Below are 20,339 nucleotides of genomic sequence, written 5' to 3' on the forward strand. Positions count from 1 at the left end.
CAGTGTGTAGGTTTAGAAATTGACAACGTATGATTGCTTCACCATATCTCTATTAAGAAAAATCAATCCACAGTAATATAGGTCGAAGCTGATACCTGTGCGTGGGTCTGCAACGAGTTCTTGCCAATAGTCTGCCGCCTCCTTATCTCGTTTGATGTTCTCTATAATGAGGATAGATGACGAGGGGAGGTGTTCTAACGACTTATCGATAATTGAGCGATAGTTCTCTATGAGGGGTACTCTCAGCATACTACCTTCCCCAACGTTAGCAAACAACTGCGAATAATCAGCTTCTGACATCTCACCAGTTAGCTTCTTATACTGAGCCTTTTGGCAGCCAGCATCTACGTAAATCTTATAGCATGAGGATGTAGAGTGGCAATCAATAAAGGTATGAGGTTGTTGATAATTCGCCAAGCGGAAATATAGTTTGCATAGCTTACGAGTCTTTTTGTCAATGCCATACACCTGCTTTTCAAGTTGTTCATACTTATAGTAAGGATAAGGCTCATTCACCACATATCGTATAAAACGGTATGCCCAAGGCGACTGTACACCAAACCCTTTGGAACGGTGTGCACGTCTTAGCCAGACGATAGAACGCTTAATATAATATAGCATGATGAATAATTATAGGCAGCAAAGTTAACATTTTTTCCTCTATTACAGAAGGGTTTGAAATAAAAACGTAGTTTCTTAGTTATCAGAAACGCTTTTATTCGGTCCTTACAAATCGTCTCTGTTTTCTGTTTTGATGGCGTTTTGTAAAGCATCTGTTCATGATGAGTATGTGAGGGGAGGAAAAGAAATGAGGCAGTCGGAATCACTCCGACCACCTCATAATGGTATTAGTAATGAAAACGGTAGTTTTGTTGTGGCTTAGAAATCAATATCGAGTCCGACACCGAGCACCTTATTCGTACGGGTGAAGATGTCAGTATTTTTTGTTGCAAGTGTCTTTGGTTGTACGCTTATTGTACCGTCAGGCTGTGTCACCTGTTCTCTACCAATCGTAATAGCATCTTCGTAATTCTTTGTAAACTTAGAATAGTTTGTAAAGAAGTAAGCTACGTTGAGGTGAGCATTCTTGGCAACCTTTATCTTAGCACCGACACCGAAGCTGTAGCTACTTGTCACGAAGCTAAGGTCGGTCAGATACTTACCGTCACCAAGTCCGTAGAGTGTGCGTTGGCCGCCTGCGCTGACTGTTACAGATGGATTGATGTCCCATTCAACACCAGCAAGGAACTCCTGTGTGTTGTGCTTAAGGAAACGCTGTTTGTTGTTGTCCATGCGGGCATCCTTGTCGAAATAGTGGTTATAACCTGCCATCACGCGAAGGTTCTTCAGTACTTCATACTGTGCACCGAGTGCCAGAATACCAGGAATATCGTTTGGTGTGTTCACACCATTCTCATACTTTTGAGTGTCATCACGCTTTGTGTTGTTCTCAATATTGAACTTTGTTGTAAACTCATAGCGTGCAGCAAAGTTCCACTTACCTGTGCGGTAGTCAATACCAAGGATAGGAGTGATACCCCATCCACGTTGAGAAACCTCTACATAGCGGTCTTTCACAAGTTCCTTACTACTGTTTAACTTATCAGCACCAGCACTGACCATCTTTGCACCAGCACTTGCCTGCTGTGCGCCAGCTGCGTATTGGTTGGCAGCTGCTTGTAGTTGAGCTTTTGCTGTAGGGTCGGTAGCAGCGTTAGCCTGTGCTTGATAGGCATCAGCTTGGGTCTTTGCAGCCACAGCCTGAGCCTGTAGCGCAGCAGCCTTCTCGGTTAGCAGTTTTGCTTTTGAACCAAAATACTCGTAGAGATTCTGATTGTTTCCGTTCACGTCAGCTGAGATGTTGGTAATATTACCTTCGTATTTATTATAGATATAATTGAATCTTGCACCACCAAAGACTGAGAGGTTCTCATTAATCTTATATGCAACACCTAACTGTAAACCGAAGTTATACTGATGGCCACTCATGTAGCTCTGCATACTATAGGATGTTGCGGGAGTCTCCTGTTGGCCAAGGAGTGTCGAGAAGGTAGGGAGCTGTTGGTTGATAAGTGCTGGGAGAATAGCTATCTGGCGTTCGAAACTTGGCAAACCCTCATTGAATGAAGCTTTACCACCACCACCAGTCAAGCCAAAACCAGCTTGGAAGCTCCACTTGTCTTTGTTATATGCTACCTGAAAAGATGGGAGAATAGGTACAGAAGCCTTGCCCTCATAAAACTTACTGCCATCAGTTTTGTCACCACCGTTGAGCGTAAAAGGATACTCGTAAGGGGTGTTAGCAAAAGCAGGTACGCTGAAAGCCGATGTTATCTGACGTGTCTGATATACGTTCTGGAAATTGAGAGAGAGGTGAAAACCTTGGTCGAGGAAAGCTACACCAGCAGGATTAAAATAGACACCATCGATGCCAATTGCACCGACACGTGCAAAGTTACGGTTGAAAGCGATGTTCTGATTGGTGTTTGTGAGCAATCCTCCGGCTTGTGTTGATGTTGTCATTGCAAGCAATAGAGCGGCAAGAGCTGTCTTCTGATACTTCATCTTTTGAATTGTAAGTGTATATAAAACTTATATAATTTGGTTGCAAAGTTATGAATATTGTTCTAAATATCCAAATAAAAGCCTACTTTTTCTCATTATTAGTTAAAATGTGCAGTAGGATAAGAGGATGTAGAAAGTTGTTGTAGACGGATATTCCTTATATTATAGTGTGTCTCAAATGGGGGATGGGGAGGTGGATAAGATAGTATTGGTTTAGGCGTAATAGGACTGTTGAGCGTAATAAGGATGTTGGAATTAGGTGATATGGTTGCTTTCTAATGAAGGATAGTGGTCTTGTTGGTACGGTAGGGTAGGGAGTTTAGGCATTGACAAGGCGAGAGCGTATGTAGAGCATTATTGGTGCATGTTATTTGTACGGGGCTAAAAAGTGGATTTTTAGGAAGAAGAAATCGAAAGGGAATAATAGTAAGGAGTTTTGTAAATGACAAAAGGGTAAGACAGTAGGAGGGTAAGGAAGAAATCCCTACCTTCATTACTGTTCTACCCTTTTCTCTTTTTCCTTCTCAGTTCCTTATACTTTCAGCTGTGGATACTGAATACGTGTGTGATACATAGCCTTCAAGCGTTCGATGAGTACAGACTTTGCAGCTGTGATGTCGCGGAAAGTGATAGGACAATCCGTAAACTTACCATCGGCAACTTGTCCATCTATAAGCTGATTAACCAAGTTACTGATGCTCTCTTCGGTATATTCTTGTAGTGAACGAGAGGCAGCCTCGACGGTGTCACTCATCATGAGGATAGCTTGCTCACGTGTGAAAGGGTTTGGACCAGGATAACGGAATTGGTCTTCATTGACCTCCTCGTCTGGGTGTTCGTTCTTATAATGTATATAGAAATATTTTGCGAGACCTGTACCATGATGTGTCGTGATAAACTCCTTAATCTCACGTGGGAGGTTATATTTCTCGGCAAGTTTAAGTCCTTCCGTCACATGGCTGATGATGATACGTGCACTCTCAAGGTCGTTTAGTTTGTCATGTGGGTTGATACCAGCTTGATTTTCAGTGAAGAAGGCTGGATTAAGCATCTTGCCGATATCATGATAAAGAGCTCCCGTACGCACTAATTGACTCTTAGCGCCAATTCTACTTGCTATTTCAGTAGCGAGATTACCAACGGTGATAGAGTGTTGGAAGGTTCCTGGTGCCACCTCACTCAGTCTGCGCAAGAGTTCGTTATTCGTGTTTGACAACTCAAACATCGTTACTGTAGACACGAAACCGAAGGCTTTCTCGATGACCAACATCAGTGGATAGGTGAAGAGAAGGAAGAAACCATTTACAGCAAAGTGATAGTACATCGTGTGGTCGAGCTTTGACAAGTCGTCGGCCTGTATGAGTTGGAGGGCAAGATAGACAGCTGCCGACCCGATGGTCACGAGGAGTGCGGTAAGGAATATCTGAATTCTCTTTGATAGTTCGCGTAGGGAATAAATCGCAATGAGTCCTGCAACGATTTGTACGATAATAAACTCATACTGGTATTTGACGGCCACAGCACAGATAAGGACCATTGTGATATGTCCGATGAAAGCCGTTCGCGAGTCCATGAAGACACGGAAAAAAATAGGTGCCATGCTGAACGGCAGGATGTAAACACTTAGTATGTTATGTTCCATCATCAGAGATGTGAGGATAGGATAGATGACTATCATCACATAAAGGAGTGATATGGAGCGTGGCTTATTAAAGTAATCTTTTCTGAAGAGTGCCAAGTAGAGTGTGAAAAGGCAAATGAAGATTAAGACGTAGATGGTCTGTCCAAGGAAGGTAGATGTTATCTCGTCTTCAGTAGCCTTGCGTTTCTCCATTGCTTGCTCAAAGGAGTTAAGCACACGATAGGTCTTTGCATCGACAATGTCACCACGGTCGATGATGCGTTGTCCCTCCAGTACCATGCCTGAAGCCTGCGGAATAAGACTTAGCATGTCGTTCATCTCCGTTTCACTACGGTCTTTGTCATAGACAAGGTTTGCTTCGATGTAGTCGTTCAGGTTACATTGCTGAAGAACGGAACGCTTCGGACCTAACAAAGGGTCCATGAAAAGTTGTTCGTAAGCACCCAGTGTTGAGTAGGTCTTATTGATAGGTACACTGACAGCCTGCTTACCTGTAACGACACGGATAAGGTTGTTACTGTCCTTGGCAAGTGTGGAGTATTGTTGTGGATCAATGATTCCTGCCTCGTAAATCTCATGTAGACGGTGTGCAATAGCATCGACGTAGGCTTCTGATAAGCCAGGGATACCATTCTTATAAGCCTCACGGAACTGTTCAATCTTCTTTTGCTCGACAGTCTTATTGATGTTATAATAAGGTTGAAAATGTTTAGTAATGGAGTCTTTCTCAACCTTTAACGCTGCTTCAGTCTTAAAGATAGGAAAGTCGAACTTAGCAATCAACTGCCCATACATCCATGGTTTTCCTTCGTCATAATGGAAAAGTTTACCTTGCGTACGGGGTAAGAAAAGCACTATCAAAACGACGGCAACGATGACCAATGCCATTCTTGAGACCATATTGCGCCAGTAGGGACTGCTGATGTTTTTAAATCTTATCATCTTATTCTATTGTTATTATCTTGTTACATAAATGTTTGAATAACTTGACGTTTATCCTCTAACAACTTGCGAAAATACTAAAAATATAGCGTATAGTCAAAAAAAACATTAATTTTGCAGGAAAAATAATATTTAAGACAATGGCAGAAAGAAATGTGAGAGTACGCTTTGCCCCAAGTCCTACGGGTCCTTTGCATATTGGTGGTGTGCGTACTGCTTTGTATAATTACCTTTTCGCTCGTCAACATGGCGGCAAATTAATCTTCCGTATAGAGGACACAGACTCTAATCGTTTCGTTCCTGGAGCAGAAGAGTATATCCTTGATTCTTTCGAATGGTTGGGGATTAAGTTTGACGAGGGTGTTAGCTTTGGTGGCGAACATGGTCCTTATCGGCAGAGCGAGCGCCGTGATATATATAAGAAATATGTCAATCAGCTCTTAGACGCTGGTAAAGCATACATTGCTTTCGATACGCCAGAGGAGTTGGATGCGAAGCGTAAGGAGATTGAGAATTTCCAATATGATGCGCACACACGTCTGCAGATGCGTAACTCTTTGACGATGTCTAAGGAGGAAGTTGAGAGCCTGATAGAGGATGGGCAGCAGTATGTTGTTCGTTTTAAGGTTGAGCCAGGCGAGGAAGTTCATATCAATGATATGATTCGTGGTGATGTCTGCATCAAGAGCGATATCCTTGATGATAAAGTCTTGTTCAAGAGCGCAGACGAATTACCAACTTATCACCTTGCAAACATCGTTGATGACCACTTGATGGAAATCTCTCACGTTATTCGTGGTGAGGAATGGTTACCAAGTGCACCGTTACATGTATTGCTTTATCGTGCCTTTGGTTGGGAAGATAGCATGCCACGTTTTGCCCATCTGCCTTTGTTGTTGAAGCCAGAGGGTAAGGGTAAGCTCAGTAAGCGTGATGGTGACCGCCTTGGTTTCCCTGTGTTCCCATTGGAGTGGCACGACCCTAAGACTGGTGAGATTAGTTCAGGCTATCGTGAGAGTGGTTATTTCCCAGAGGCTGTAGTTAATTTCTTGGCCTTGTTGGGCTGGAATCCGGGTACAGAACAGGAACTCTTCTCGCTTGAGGAGCTTGTTAACGCATTCGATATCACGAAGTGTTCAAAGAGCGGAGCTAAGTTTGACTATCAGAAGGGTATGTGGTTTAACCACGAATACATTCTCCGTAAGTCAGATGATGAGATAGCACAACTCTTTGCACCAATCGTAGCTAACAATGGTGTTGAGGCTACTATGGAGCAGGTGACACAGGTTGTACACATGATGAAAGACCGTGTTAGCTTCGTTAAGGAACTTTGGGAACTTTGCTCTTTCTTCTTCATTGCGCCAACAAGCTATGACGAGAAGACCGTTAAGAAGCGTTGGAAGGAGTATTCTGCACAGCAGATGAGCGAACTTGCTGAGGTGTTGGAAGGAATAGAAGACTTCAGTATTGAGGGTCAGGAACCTGTCGTAATGAAATGGGTAGAGGACAAAGGCTATAAGCTTGGAGATATTATGAATGCCTTCCGTCTCACCCTCGTTGGTATTGGTAAGGGTCCTGGAATGTTCGATATATCTGCCTTTCTGGGCAAAGAGGAGACCTTGAAGCGTATGTGCAAGGCCATCGAGGTGTTGGGATAAGCCTTCTGAAAGGCTAAATTAATTGAGCCGAGTATGTATAATATAATAATGTATGCCATGCAGCTTGGCATCGCTGTCGGTAGTCTTTTCAATGAAAAGCTACGTAAGATGTGGCGAGGCGAGCAGGAGGCAGTGAAGGTCTTACGTGAGAAAGTGGAACCAGACGCTCAATATGTTTGGTTCCATGCAGCCTCATTGGGCGAGTTCGAACAAGGACGACCATTGATAGAGCAAATACGGAAAGACTATCCGCAATACAAGATATTGCTTACCTTCTTTTCTCCTTCGGGTTACGAGATAAGGAAAAATTATGAAGGAGCAGACATTATTACCTATCTACCAATAGATACGGTGGGCAATGCACGTAAGTTTCTACGTACAGTACGGCCTGTTATGGCTTTCTTCATTAAGTATGAGTTCTGGTATAATTACTTGCATATCCTGCAGTATCGTGGTGTTCCTGTCTATAGTGTGTCAAGCATCTTCCGCCCAGATCAGATCTTCTTTAAGTGGTATGGCAGTGGTTACGGTCGTGTCTTAAGATGTTTCAGTCGCTTCTTTGTACAGAATGAGGAGAGTAAGGAGCTCTTAAATAAGATTGGTATTTCTGATGCTATGGTGGTAGGGGATACTCGCTTCGACCGTGTTTTGCAAATTAAGGAGGCAAGCAAGAAACTGCCATTGGTGGAGAATTTCGTCAATCGGGATGCTGCTGATAGGAGAAAAGTCTTCGTTGCAGGATCGTCATGGCAGCCTGATGAAGAAATCTTCCTTAAGTACTTTAATAAGCATAAAGACTGGAAACTCATCATAGCACCGCATGTTATAGGGGAAGACCATCTCAAGACCATCCTCTCACTGATTGAGGACAAGAAGGTAATACGCTACACGCAGGCAACTGAAGAGACTGTTGCTGATGCAGATGTGTTGATTATTGATTGTTTTGGATTGCTGTCATCCATCTATCATTATGGCGATGTAGCCTACGTAGGAGGTGGTTTTGGAGTAGGAATCCACAATGTCCTTGAGGCAGCAGTATGGGATATGCCAGTTCTTTTCGGTCCAAACAATAAGCATTTCGCAGAGGCACAAGGACTCTTGCGGGTTGGTGGAGGCTTTGAGATCTTCGATCTTGAGAGTTTCAGTCTGTTGATGAATCAGTTCGCTGAAGATGAAGAATACCGCAAGACATGTGGGTCTTTAGCGGGAGATTATGTCGAGAGTCTGGCTGGTGCAACAAATAAAGTTCTAAGCAACGTAAAGTTATGAAATATCAGATAACATGTGATAACTGTGGTACACAGTTTATCGTTGAGGCTGAAGAAGGACAGACCATCGAGTGTACTTGTCCTCATTGTCATGGTATCATGGAGGTGACTCTGCCATTGGTAAGTGCTGGTCAACAATATGATCAGTCTGCTGGTATGACGCCACAACCCCAGCAGTTACAGGCAGAAACAGCTAAGAAGGGTAATAATGCAATCCTTTGGGGTGTTGTGATTGGACTCCTCTTACTGGCGGGAGGTGTAGGGGCTTATTATGCTATGGGGTCATCTTCGCCAGAGACCACGGTGAGTGATTCTATTCCTAACGATACTATTCCATACGAAACACCGGTTCAAGTAGAGGAGACTCCATCTGTTGATACGGTTGTTGCAGCACCTGAAGTGCCGAAACAAAAGGAAGAAGAACAGGTTGAAGAGAATCAGGAAGAGGAAGAGGATACCTTATCTTCACATGCACATGATGAATAGCTTCAACAGTATATATAACGAATAAAATAGAAAAAGATAAATGGGAAAGATTATTTTGACTGGTGACCGCCCTACAGGTAAACTTCACTTGGGTCACTACGTGGGTTCTCTCCGCCGTCGTGTGGAACTTCAGAACCTCGGAGACTACGATAAGATGTTTGTCTTTATGGCAGACGTACAGGCGTTGACAGATAATGCTGACAACCCAGAGAAGATTCGACAGAATATTATTGAGGTAGCTTTAGATTATCTCTCTGCTGGCTTGAGTCCAGAGAAATGTACACTCTACATACAGAGTCAGATTCCTGAAATAGCCGAACTGACCACTTTCTTGATGAACCTTGTTAGTGTAAGCCGTGTTCAGCGTAACCCAACGGTGAAGACAGAGATTAAGATGCGCAACTTTGAAGCCAATATCCCAATGGGTTTCTTTGCTTATCCTGTGTCTCAGGCAGCTGACATTGCAGCCTTCAAGGCTACGACTGTGCCTGCAGGTGAGGACCAAGAGCCTATGTTGGAGTTGACTCGTGAACTCGTACGTCGCTTCAATCAGATCTATGCACCAGTACTCGTTGAGCCTGCTATTATGTTGCCAGAGAACGCTACAGCACGTCGTCTGCCTGGTACAGATGGTAAGGAGAAGATGAGTAAGAGCCTTGGTAACTGTATCTATCTCTCTGATGATGCTGATACCGTATGGAAGAAGGTGAAGACAATGTACACTGACCCAACTCACTTGAATGTTTCTGATCCTGGTCATGTTGAGGGTAATGCTGTGTTTACTTACCTTGATGCCTTCTCTACTGATGAGGACTTTGCTGAATTCTGGCCAGAGTTCCAGAACCTTGATGAGTTGAAAGCGGCTTATACAGCCGGTGGTATCGGTGATATGAAGTGTAAGAAGTTGCTCAATAGTGTCTTGAATAAGATGTTGGATCCAATCCGTGCGCGCCGTCGTGAGTATGAACAGGATATCCCAGAGATTTATAATATCCTCAAGAAGGGTTCATTGGAAGCACGCGAGACCGCTGCCCAGACTATGGAAGAGGTGCGTGCAGCTATGCAGATTAACTATTTCGAGGATACAGAACTGATACAAAGTCAGGCTGAGCGATTCAGACAGAAGTAAGTCTTTAGCTCTGCTTTAAAGTCATATAGCAGTCTTATTCCATCTTTTTATAGAAGGAATAAGACTGTTTTTTGTGTCTAATAGTCTTGCAGTTAGTACTTTTGATTAAGTTTTTCTTACCTTTTTAACGTACGTGCGAACGCCCCGAACGTATGGTGCGGACGCCTAACACCATTGGTGCGGAGGCTTAGCACGCTACAATAAGTCCTAATTCTTCGAACGATTTATTGGTCGGAAAGAGCCATACTACTAAAAGTAAACCATTTTTTAAGCCTCAGTTATTATTTATATTGGGTGGAGGAAGGTAGATGAAGACCCCTTTTTCGTCTGATAGTCAGTAGAGTTTACACTCGCCTTGATTAAAATTAATGATTATTTAGAAAATATTTATTAGTATAATTTGTGGCAACTAAAAAAAGTCCCTACTTTTGTCTCAACCAACTTAAACAATATAATATCGATGAATAGCGTCTTCAGCGGTGAGAAGAAAAGTCTCTCTTCCGTATTGACCTATTAATTTCGTGAACATAAATAAGATTTCATATAATAATTTTATATTCTTTCGTGTGGTTGAGGCATGTCTCTCTTTGCCAACTGCTTTGCGGAGGATACTAAACAATCTTTATCTATTAAAAAGTTAGATGCGTATGATCTTACACATCAAGCCAATTGGTTTTACGTTATGCATGAGTGTGTCATTCTTGATGCCAACGCAAGGGTATGCTGTGTCAAAGCTGCCTGTTCAGAGCGTACAGCAATCAGGAAGATGCACAGGTGTTATTCTTGATGAACAAGGCGAACCCATTGTTGGTGCCACTGTTCAAGTGAAAGGTACAAGTAATGGGGCCGCCACTGATTTAGACGGTCGTTTCATACTGTCGAATATCCCTCCTGGTAGTGTTCTTGTTATCAGTTACATTGGTATGGAATCAAAGGAGTTGAAATGGGATGGACAGGACATTAAAGTGAAGTTGAAAGAGGAGCAACATGCGCTAAACGAGCTGATTGTGACAGGTTACGGTGGTCAACAGAAGCGTGCTACGTTGACAACAGCTATCTCTAAGATGGATAATAAGGTGTTAGATGCGGCAGCTTTCTCAAATGTCGGTAGTGCGTTGCAGGGTAGTGTGACAGGTCTTCAGGTTGTCAATAGCTCTGGTCAGCCAGGTACTGCGCCTTCTATCACCTTGCGTGGTGGTGCTTCTATCACAGGAAGTGCTCCTGCATTGATTATCGTTGATGGTGTTGAGCGTACTTTGTCAGAGATTAACCCAGCTGATATCGAGTCTATCGAAGTTTTGAAAGATGCTGCCTCAACAGCAATTTATGGTGCGAGAGCAAACGGTGGTGTAATCCTTGTTACAACAAAGCGCGCTCAAGCAGGAAGTTCAAGCATTAACTATCGTTTGAAGGTAGGTGTAAACTTCAAACGTGATGACTACAAGTTTATGAATGCCCGCAACTATCTTTACTATAACCGAATGGGCTTCAAGCGTTATGCAGATGCTATGGAAGGACATGGAAGGGCTGCTAATGTCGATGCACAGAATGGTTATTCTGGCCGTGGATATACTGATTACACTCCACGAACGGATGTTATGTATTACGATGCAACCAACCCTGAACACCAGAGACTGCTAACTGAAGAAGGATGGGAGGTTATGGACGACCCTTACTATGGTGCTACAAACGGTGCAAAGCTTATCTTTAAGGATTATGGAGGTCTTTTAGAAGATGCAATCTACCATAATCAAACCCTTACGCAAGACCATTATCTGAGCTTCAGCGGTGGTAATAACATGGGATCCTTCGTTGCTTCCTTAGGTTACTATAATGAGAATGGAGTTGTACGCAATACTTCTTTCCGTCGTTTCACTGGTAGCGTGAAGGGTGACTATCAAATCAAACCTTGGTTGAAGGTACGTGCTGGTGCGCAGTACACATGGTTTACGAAGCCAGATAGTTATTTTGGTTCATGGAGTTCTTTGTTCTATCGTACCCGTTCACAGCGTCCTACATGGAATCCTTACCTTGCTGATGGCTCTCCAGCACCAGGTTGGAGTAGCTCAGATGGTAACTATATGTATTGGAATGATAAACTCACGATGGAGAATGGTTCACGTTCAGAAACCTTCAACATAGGCTTTGACTTGACATTAATACCTAAGCATCTGAAGATGTCAGCTAATGGATCTATTTATCATGTGCTGAATCAGAATGAAAGTTTCAATAAAGCTTATTACACACAGAGCAATCCTAATAGCATAAACACGACCCGTCGTGCCTACGCATATATGTTTAAGGATACACAGATACAGCTAAATACGACGTTGAACTATTTCAATACGTTTGCTGAACATCATAATGTTGACTTGATGTTGGGTGCTGAGTATTATGATTATAACTACTTCTGGATGAATGCTTCTACAAAGAATTCACCTACAGATGATATCCCTACACTCAATGCTGGTGCTGATAAGGATAGCAATCCTAAGTCTGAGAAATCTGGTAATCGTATTGAGTCTCTCTTTGGACGTTTCAACTATGATTACAAACAAAAGTATCTGCTTAGCTTCACATTCCGTTATGATGGTAACTCTAAGCTGAAAGATAACCGTTGGGGCTTCTTCCCTGGTATCTCTTTGGGCTGGAACATGATGGAAGAAGACTTCTGGAAGGAGTCTAAGTTGTCGAACTTTGTTAGCAATATCAAGCCTCGTATCAGTTATGGTAGCAATGGTAATGTGAGTGGTATTGGTGATTTCTATATCTATGGAATCTATGACCAACTTACAAACTATCATGGTAACACAGCTTTCTACGACCGTTCGCTTGTGAATACAGCCTTAAAGTGGGAGCAGAGTCACACGTTTGAGGCTGGTCTTGACCTCGGCTTCTTTAAGAATCGTTTGTCATTGATTCTCGATTACTACGTTCGTAATACGAGTAATCTGCTTCAGAGCGTGAGTCTTCCTTCCTACTTAGGTTTCTCTTCTATCCAAACAAACTTGGGTAAGTTGCGTAATCAAGGCTTTGAAATGGAGGTGCGTGCTACTCCTATTCACCTGAAGAACAGTTTCCGTTGGGACCTCTCTTTTAATCTCTCAACCGTAAAGAATACGATTATTCAGCTTCCTAAGAGCGACCGTCCATTCAATCAACTCCAAGGAGTAGAGGTTGCTGCAGGCAAGGTTGGCGCTGATGGCAAGACTCCAACTAAGTGGATTGGTGGTTATCGTGAGGGTGGAACACTCGGAGAACTCTATGGTTACAGCCAAGATCACATCTTTAGAGATTGGGATGATGTAAAGGCAAATGCTAACAAGCGTATTGATAACATTGCAAAGTTGTACGGTCCAGGTCTTGCTGATGAGATAAACCCACAGACAGGAGTGCTTTATAAGAACTCAACAGGCTGGAAGGCTATTGAACCTGGTGATGTTTGCTGGGAGGATATCAATGAAGATGGTATCATCAACTCACTCGACCGCAAGGTGTTGGGTAACTCAAGACCAACGGTAACAGGTGGTTGGACAAGTACGTTAAGCTATAAGAACCTCTCATTATTTGCTCGTTTCGATTACGCTTTGGGTCATACAATCTACAATGACCTCAAGGCTCGCTCTATGGGACAGTATCAAGGACAGTTCAATCTTATAGAGAATGTAGAGGATATGTGGACTGAGACCAATCCAGGTGCCAGCTATCCAGCATTCAGTTATGCCGACCAGTTGAATAAGCAGAATATCTGGCGTGAAGGCTCTAAGTTCTTCGAGAAGGCTGGTTACATGGCTTTGCGTGAGATAACATTGAGTTATACCTTACCAAGAACATGGATTAAGGCAATGAAGATGGCGAATGCCAATGTTTATGTGACAGGACAGAACCTCTTCTATCTTACCCCTTATGACGGTGCTTCGCCAGAGCCGGCAGGTGGATATGACTACGGTCGCTATCCAACTCCACGTACACTTATCTTTGGATTAAACGTTACATTTTAATTAAGCAATGTTACTTACAATGAAAAAGTTACTATCCTATATAACAGCTGCAGCTCTCGGTTTAGCTCTGACAGGCTGTATGGACATTGAGCCAGTTAGTACTATTACCGATGCAAACTACTGGAAGAATCCTGATCAAGTACAAGCTTTCAATCAAGGACTGAGTTCTTGGATGCGAAGCTATGCCGACAAGTATATCGTCTGGGGTGAGATGCGAAGTAATATCTATAGTGGAACCGCTTTTAGTGGTGAGGCTCCACAGGGGTATGACCGTCTATGGAATAACACACTTGAGAAGAGTAGTGCGGTGGTAGGCAACTATGGAGGTCTTTACACTGGTATCAACCAAATCAATTTGATGATAGATAAGGTGAAGGAAGCCGACTATCTTACCGATGCGGAGAAGAATAGCTATCTTGGAGGGGCTCATGGTATGCGTGCCTTCTTGTATTTTCAGTTGCTCCGCACCTATGGTGATGTTATTGTCTATCTACAACATACGGAAGGAAAAACTATCGTCTTGAGTAAGGTTGCCCGTAAGCAGGATGCTGCTGCTGACGTAATGAAGCAGATTAAGGCAGACATCTTGGCTTCAGAGACCGCTTATAACAATAACTATAAGTTCACCAATGGTCGTACTTATTGGTCGCTTGCTGCAACGAAGATGCTCAAGGGCGAGGTTTACCTGTGGAGTGGAAAGCAGATGGGTGGTGGTACTGCCGACTATCAGACTGCGCTTACAGCTTATCAAGATGTTCAAAATAATGCGGATGTGAGTCTGCTTGATAATTTTGAAGATGTCTTTGCTTATGATAACAAGGAGAACAAAGAGATTATCTATGCACTCCATAATCGTGAGAACGAAACTTCTTTGTGGGGCGGACTTTACACTTCACTCGTAATGAACAAGCAGAATGTAGGTGCTTATCGTCTGCATAACGATGCTGGTCAGGCAATTCAGTTTAGTGAGTCACCGAATCTAAACCTGCGTTTAGGTAGTGGTGTAATGCGTTTCCCATTGGATAAACGTTTGTGGACGAAACTCTATACAAATGATAATGACAAGCGTAAGAAAGCTTCTTTGGCTGATGTTTATCAGGCTTCAGATGGTTCCTACGTGGGTAATATCTGTAATAAGTTCCACGGGACATTGCTTGCTGGTAGTTCTGCCACATCATGGTATGATGATCAACCTATCTATCGTTATGCAGAGTGTCTGCTTGGTATTGCTGAGGCTAAGGCTTTCTTAGGTCAGGACCCATCAACAGAAATCAATCAAGTTCGTCGTCGTGCATACGGTGCAACCTACTTCAATGCTCATACAGAGGTGCAATATCCAAATGATGTAAGTACTGGCGGTAGTACTGCGCTGACCACTTTCTACACCGATAACCCATTTGTTGGTGGTGATGAGGACCCAATAGAGGCTATCCTTAAAGAGCGTATGCGTGAGTTCTTGTTTGAAGGGAAGCGTTGGCACGATATCCGTTTGGTTGATAAGGCTACTAAGTATTCAACGGCAAACGCAAATCGTTTGTTGTGGCCTATTGATGAGACAACGAAGTCAACCAATGCTGAGTTGGTACAAACTCCGGGCTACGGAGATTAATCAAAAAAACCATTGAATTTTATTTCTATAGGGGAAGGTGCGGGAAAGTGTTCTCGTCTTTCCCCTTTTTCTTTTGGGTCTTCCAAAATTTGGAATGATAAACTAAAACTCTCATATAATAAGGCACGCAGAAGGACAGGAGGGACGGAAGTAAAGACAAAGTCACGGAGGTGTAGCGTACAGATTTCTGATAACTTTTTAGTAGGCTTATGAGACGAAGCTGGCTGTTATATCACTGACAAAGTTGGCTGAAGATGGATCTAACAGTTTTGTAGGTATCCTTCATAACATCCTTAGGGATAGAGAAACACTTTAGAAAGGGAACTTCGCCAGTAGGATGCTGCTACCACAATCTTATGAAAATACCTTACATCCAATCGAGTCAGATAGCTTCAATGCAAGGGTATAATATCCTTATTCATAGGATTTATAATAAATTGTAAATCAACAAGTTGCATTCAATATTAAAGAAGATGTCCTTCTTGCATCAAGAAGGGCGTCTTCAACATGCAAGAAAGGCATGTTCTTGAATACTAACGAGCCTCTTCTTCTTGCTTCTTCAGCCTTCTGTCGAATGGAGAAGAAAGTGGTTAGCAAAAAATCTCAACAATATCTGTCTACTGTTTAATGGTTTTTGGTTCTTGCGAAATATGGAATGATAAACTAAAACTCATATATAATAAGGTACATAGAGTTACGGAGTGAACGGAGGTAAAGGCAATAGCACGGAGGAGCTAATGGCACAAAGATCAAAAGAGGTGTAGTGTACAGATTCTTGATAACTCTTGAGATAAATGCTTTGGGTATAAAGTCTCAAACGAAGCTGACAAACTATCTACGTCGCCCCCCGCACCGATGGTGCCTACGTGCGTGCCAGTGTTTTGTTTTAATAAACTCCGTACTCGCCTTTTCTCTGTGTGACTTTTTGTCAGAGACCTAAGCTTAGGCAAATCATTATCACCCTAAAATGCTGAGGACCCTTTCTTTTGCTTGTAATTAGCAAGATGGTATATTTTCTATAAGTATTATCAGATAAGCATTTTATATCAATTAATTCGCTGTACCTTACTGTATGTTTATTATATATTATAAAGAGTTTTATGTTCTATCTTTTAATGGTGAACTGATATTTAGTACATGTAATATTTATAGCGAACACTGATGGTGCTGGGTAACCAATAATCTATACATTTGACTATTTGTTCTAATAGTAGACTTGCTTATTGTCAGTTGGTTTACTAACTTTTAGGTATTGCACGCTCTATAGAATATTAATACCTTTGTATCGATAGTTGAATACATATTTTTTACTTAAGACTCTATTCGTTGTAGCACGGAGTCTTTAAACTACAAGTTAGATGAAGAATAACAGAAAAATACTTATCTGTACAGGGGTGTATAATAGTTGTTCGTTATATAGAAAGGCGATTTGCCTAATACTTTTTTCAAGTTTTTTCATGCTTAGTGGAAATGCACAAGAGGTGAATAAGCGTGATACAACTGTTGAGATGAAAGAAGTTATGGTGACAGCACGTAGCGAGATTAGGAAGTTGAAGGAGTCGGCAATGCCTATATCTGTTATAGGACAGCGTCAGTTACAAGGTACGGCGACAAATATTAATGACGTACTTGCGCGTACAGTTGGTGTCACTGTACGAAACACAGGAGGTTTAGGTAGTGCCTCTCGCATCTCTCTCCGTGGCTTAGAAGGTAAGCGTATGGGGATGTATGTGGATGAAATTCCGATGTCGCAATTGAGTAACTTTGTTGCCTTAAATGATATTCCAACGAATATGATAGAGCGCATTGAGGTTTATAAAGGTATTGTTCCTTATAAGTTTGGTGGCTCAGCCTTGGGCGGAGCTGTTAATGTAGTAACAAAGGAATACCCACCAGTTTATTTTGATTTCTCATACGAACTGGGTTCATTCAACACACATCAGGTATCAACGGTGTTTAAGCGTACCAATCATAAAACTGGTCTACAATTTGGTATTGGTGGAGCCTTCTCGTTCTCAAAGAACAATTATAAGATGACCCTGGCAAATCTTGATAATAGAATAGTAGAAAGAGATCATGATAAGTTCAGTAAAGTCATGGCTGGAATGTCAGTTAAGGCTACGAAATGGTGGTTTGATGAAGTGAAGTGGGAATTGATTTTCTTAAAGACACGTCAGGAGATACAAGGGATAGACCTTGATGTGCGTGAGGCTTATAACCATTCTGTTAGTGGATTGACGACATTGACACTAAAGCGTAAGAATTTCTTTTTGGATGGTCTCGATTTTGATTTTGATATAGGATATTTCATTGGCAGGTATGGTTTGAATGATAAGGCTTCAAATCGTTATGATTGGGACGGAAACAAGTTGCCTGCAGTCTCTCCATACGGAGGAGAGCAGAATAACTTCCCTTCAGACGGAAGAAATCGGTCGAACGAGTTGACGTCGAAGCTTAATTTGGGATATACCATAGATAAGCATCATGGTGTTAATCTGAATGTTTACTTTGATAGGAATTCACTTCATCCAAACGACTCTTTAATGGATAAAGCCTTGGGATTTCAGTCAAATTTCCCAAGTAAGATGAAAACCTTAACAACGGGTTTATCATACGATTTGACCCTCTTTGATGGTCGTTTCCAAAACGCTTTTACGTTTAAGAACTTTATATTCTCATCTCATTCTCGTAGTATTGATGTTTATTCGGTACGATCACCAGAGCCTGTAAAGGTGTTTAAATCTTATTTCGGTTTTAGTGATGCCTTTCGTTATAAGTTTACAGACGATTTGATGCTAAAGGGCTCTTTTAATTCAGAGGTGCGAATACCTACAAGTGAGGAGTTGATAGGTAATGGATATTCTATCCTTGCATCCCCAGCTTTGAAGCCTGAGCGTACATCTGGTGTCAATCTTGGTATGCTTTATCGTCACTTAAAACAAGATGGAGGACTTGTTGAGATAGAGTTGAATGGATTTTATAATCAGTTGAAAGACATGATAAGGTTCACGCCTGATATGATTCCTACGATGGCTCGCTATCGTAACTTTGGTAGTGTTCGTACGAGAGGTGTTGAACTTGATGTTAAAGGAGATGTCTGTCCAGTACTCTATCTTTATGCGAATGGTACTTATCAAGACCTTCGTGACGTGAGAAAGTTAACTCCTGGTACTACTGTCGAGAATCCCACTTATATGAAACGTATACCAAACGTACCTTATTTGTTAGCAAACTTTGGCGCAGAGTTCCATAAAGAGAATCTCTTTGGAGGAAAGGAACAGAACACCCGTTTCCTCTTTGACGCTTCGTACGTGCATACGTATTTCTATGATTTTGAAGTAAGTCGGTATCAAGATAAGAAGATTCCTTCTGCGTTGACGATGGATGCAGCCATAGAACATAGTTTCAAGAACGACCAATGGGTTCTGACATTTAAAGTAAAGAATCTCACTAATCGCCGTGTTGTATCAGAATTTAATCGTCCTCTGCCAGGAAGATATATAGGAGTAAAGGTAAGATACCTTCTGAAGTAAGAGGCAATAAGACTTTATTTTGCATTAAGTTACATGAAAGAATAAAGTATGATTCATAAAGAAAGGGCATCTTGTGTGTCTATAGAGATAATATTAATATTAAATAAAGAGAACAATGAAAAAGCTCAAATCAATTCTTTCAGCCATTGTTGTGATGGCTATGTTTACCGCTTGTGGAAACAATGGTGACGACCCAACACCTGGTCCTAAACCTAATCCTGGTAATAAGGACTTCCATGGAGTTGTCTTCGCAACGGGAATTACCAATCCAGAGGGTAATAGTGGTAATGTATATTTACAAGCATTACCAAGTCTGTTGCCTGGTACTTATGATAATAGCAATAGTATTCCTTGCGGTTTTGGTTCTACGCCAATTGTAACAGAGTCGGGCAATGTCTATACTTTCCCTGATTATATGGGTAATACGAAGGCAGAGATAAACCGCTATAGAATTATGAACGATGGTACATGGAAGAAAGAAGGCGCCTTGTCTATTCCTGCTGGTGCTGCAGCATGTAACATCGTAGAAGCAAGTAGTGAGAAAGCATACGTCAGTTTACAAGGTATTGGTGTTGTGATGGTATTCAACCCAACAACTATGACAAAGATTGCTGATATTGACCTTAATAATCTGAAACAGTCAGATACGAGGGTTGCACCTGCTGCAATGATTATTCGTGATGGTAAACTCTTTGTTGGACTGAACCAAATGAATGCTCAGTATATGCCAACACGTAATAACATAGAGTTTGCTATGATTGATGTGAAGACAAATAAGGTGGAGAAACACATTGTTAATGAGTCTTTGGGAATGTGTTTTGCTACTCGTCCTATTGATGCTGGTTCAATCTTTATGGATGAGAATAAGGATATTTACTTTAACTGTGTTGGTTCATTCGGTTTTGTTCCTGGACTGAATGGTGGTATCGCTCGTATAAAGAATGGTTCTACAGAGATTGACCCAGACTTCCTGATTCGTCTTGATAAGACAGAGGTTGCAGGTCTTTCAACCAAGCATATAGACTATATCGTAGCTATGTGTTATGCGGGTAAGGGTTTACTATATATTTATGGAAACTCATTCGCACTTGCTCCTGATGGTCTGACAAATCCATACCTCAGCTTTACATCTGTTCCAATCGTTGTTGATTTGAAGCAAAAGACGATGACGCTTATCAACGGAATGGAGATTTCTAATCCTCAATGTATTGCAGTTGCTAAGCATAAGAATTTGATAGTCTTCGGTAGTGCTAATAAGAAGGCTACAGGCTTCTACACTTACAATCCAGATACGAAAGAAGTATCAGGTCCTATCATTCAAGTGAAGGGTAACCCTTGCTTCTTCCATAGCTTTGAGAAGTAATTAAGCTTTGTATAATAGAGAAGAGGGTGTGTCAAAATTGATACATCCTCTTTTTATTTTGCTTTGTAAACATATAACTTGTTAACTCGTCACCTTGTTAACTCGTCACCGAACTTATCTTTGTACAATAAAAAAGGCAACCA

The 20,339-nt window shown here is 41.9% G+C and carries 11 protein-coding genes; 8 read left to right on the forward strand and 3 right to left on the reverse strand.

Annotated features, from left to right (window positions below; translation table 11 throughout):
- Positions 1-12: 12 nt before the first annotated feature.
- The 3 genes from HMPREF0666_RS10525 to HMPREF0666_RS10535 all read right to left on the reverse strand — a co-directional run bounded on the left by HMPREF0666_RS10525 (position 13) and on the right by HMPREF0666_RS10535 (position 5,149).
- On the reverse strand, positions 13-621 hold the full coding sequence (locus tag HMPREF0666_RS10525; RefSeq protein ID WP_009012355.1) for a hypothetical protein: 609 nt from the start codon (positions 619-621) through the stop codon (positions 13-15).
- A 258-nt stretch (positions 622-879) separates the two neighbouring features.
- Positions 880-2,565, reverse strand: coding sequence for a membrane protein (locus tag HMPREF0666_RS10530; RefSeq protein ID WP_009012356.1), 1,686 nt, complete (start codon positions 2,563-2,565; stop codon positions 880-882).
- A gap of 532 nt (positions 2,566-3,097) precedes the next feature.
- Positions 3,098-5,149, reverse strand: coding sequence for an HD family phosphohydrolase (locus HMPREF0666_RS10535; protein WP_009012357.1), 2,052 nt, complete (start codon positions 5,147-5,149; stop codon positions 3,098-3,100).
- 140 nt (positions 5,150-5,289) lie between these two features.
- Between HMPREF0666_RS10535 and gltX the strand changes: the two genes are divergently transcribed.
- The 8 genes from gltX (at position 5,290) to HMPREF0666_RS10575 (ending at position 20,196) form a co-directional block, all read left to right on the forward strand.
- A complete protein-coding gene (gene gltX / locus HMPREF0666_RS10540) occupies positions 5,290-6,807 on the forward strand; it encodes a glutamate--tRNA ligase (RefSeq protein WP_009012358.1) in 1,518 nt (505 codons plus the stop codon).
- A gap of 33 nt (positions 6,808-6,840) precedes the next feature.
- On the forward strand, positions 6,841-8,076 hold the full coding sequence (locus HMPREF0666_RS10545) for a 3-deoxy-D-manno-octulosonic acid transferase (protein WP_009012359.1): 1,236 nt from the start codon (positions 6,841-6,843) through the stop codon (positions 8,074-8,076).
- The gene (locus HMPREF0666_RS10550; protein ID WP_009012360.1) at positions 8,073-8,561 is read left to right on the forward strand and encodes a hypothetical protein; all 489 of its coding nucleotides are present in this window, start codon (positions 8,073-8,075) and stop codon (positions 8,559-8,561) included. Before HMPREF0666_RS10545 ends, HMPREF0666_RS10550 begins: the two co-directional genes overlap by 4 nt.
- A 40-nt stretch (positions 8,562-8,601) precedes the next feature.
- Positions 8,602-9,690, forward strand: a complete 1,089-nt coding sequence (gene trpS, locus HMPREF0666_RS10555; RefSeq protein WP_009012361.1) for a tryptophan--tRNA ligase — start codon at positions 8,602-8,604, stop codon at positions 9,688-9,690.
- Positions 9,691-10,337: 647 nt separating this feature from the next.
- Positions 10,338-13,691, forward strand: coding sequence for a TonB-dependent receptor (locus HMPREF0666_RS10560; RefSeq protein ID WP_042856294.1), 3,354 nt, complete (start codon positions 10,338-10,340; stop codon positions 13,689-13,691).
- A gap of 19 nt (positions 13,692-13,710) precedes the next feature.
- Positions 13,711-15,300, forward strand: coding sequence for a SusD family outer membrane lipoprotein NanU (gene nanU, locus HMPREF0666_RS10565; protein WP_009012363.1), 1,590 nt, complete (start codon positions 13,711-13,713; stop codon positions 15,298-15,300).
- 1,358 nt (positions 15,301-16,658) lie between these two features.
- Positions 16,659-18,833: a TonB-dependent siderophore receptor gene (locus tag HMPREF0666_RS10570; protein ID WP_009012364.1), complete on the forward strand. Its 2,175-nt coding sequence runs from the start codon at positions 16,659-16,661 to the stop codon at positions 18,831-18,833.
- 115 nt (positions 18,834-18,948) lie between these two features.
- Complete coding sequence (locus tag HMPREF0666_RS10575) at positions 18,949-20,196, forward strand: hypothetical protein (RefSeq protein ID WP_009012365.1); 1,248 nt, start codon at positions 18,949-18,951, stop codon at positions 20,194-20,196.
- Positions 20,197-20,339: the final 143 nt, after the last annotated feature.

Source organism: Prevotella sp. C561, from assembly GCF_000224595.1.
Taxonomy (GTDB): Bacteria; Bacteroidota; Bacteroidia; order Bacteroidales; family Bacteroidaceae; genus Prevotella; species Prevotella jejuni.

Bases quoted from the DNA above. Each gene is read 5' to 3' on its own strand.
- HMPREF0666_RS10525 (WP_009012355.1), bottom strand. From the start codon at position 621: ATGCTATATTATATTAAGCGTTCTATCGTCTGGCTAAGACGTGCACAC.
- HMPREF0666_RS10530 (WP_009012356.1), bottom strand. From the start codon at position 2,565: ATGAAGTATCAGAAGACAGCTCTTGCCGCTCTATTGCTTGCAATGACA.
- HMPREF0666_RS10535 (WP_009012357.1), bottom strand. From the start codon at position 5,149: ATGATAAGATTTAAAAACATCAGCAGTCCCTACTGGCGCAATATGGTC.
- gltX (WP_009012358.1), top strand. From the start codon at position 5,290: ATGGCAGAAAGAAATGTGAGAGTACGCTTTGCCCCAAGTCCTACGGGT.
- HMPREF0666_RS10545 (WP_009012359.1), top strand. From the start codon at position 6,841: ATGTATAATATAATAATGTATGCCATGCAGCTTGGCATCGCTGTCGGT.
- HMPREF0666_RS10550 (WP_009012360.1), top strand. From the start codon at position 8,073: ATGAAATATCAGATAACATGTGATAACTGTGGTACACAGTTTATCGTT.
- trpS (WP_009012361.1), top strand. From the start codon at position 8,602: ATGGGAAAGATTATTTTGACTGGTGACCGCCCTACAGGTAAACTTCAC.
- HMPREF0666_RS10560 (WP_042856294.1), top strand. From the start codon at position 10,338: ATGATCTTACACATCAAGCCAATTGGTTTTACGTTATGCATGAGTGTG.
- nanU (WP_009012363.1), top strand. From the start codon at position 13,711: ATGAAAAAGTTACTATCCTATATAACAGCTGCAGCTCTCGGTTTAGCT.
- HMPREF0666_RS10570 (WP_009012364.1), top strand. From the start codon at position 16,659: ATGAAGAATAACAGAAAAATACTTATCTGTACAGGGGTGTATAATAGT.
- HMPREF0666_RS10575 (WP_009012365.1), top strand. From the start codon at position 18,949: ATGAAAAAGCTCAAATCAATTCTTTCAGCCATTGTTGTGATGGCTATG.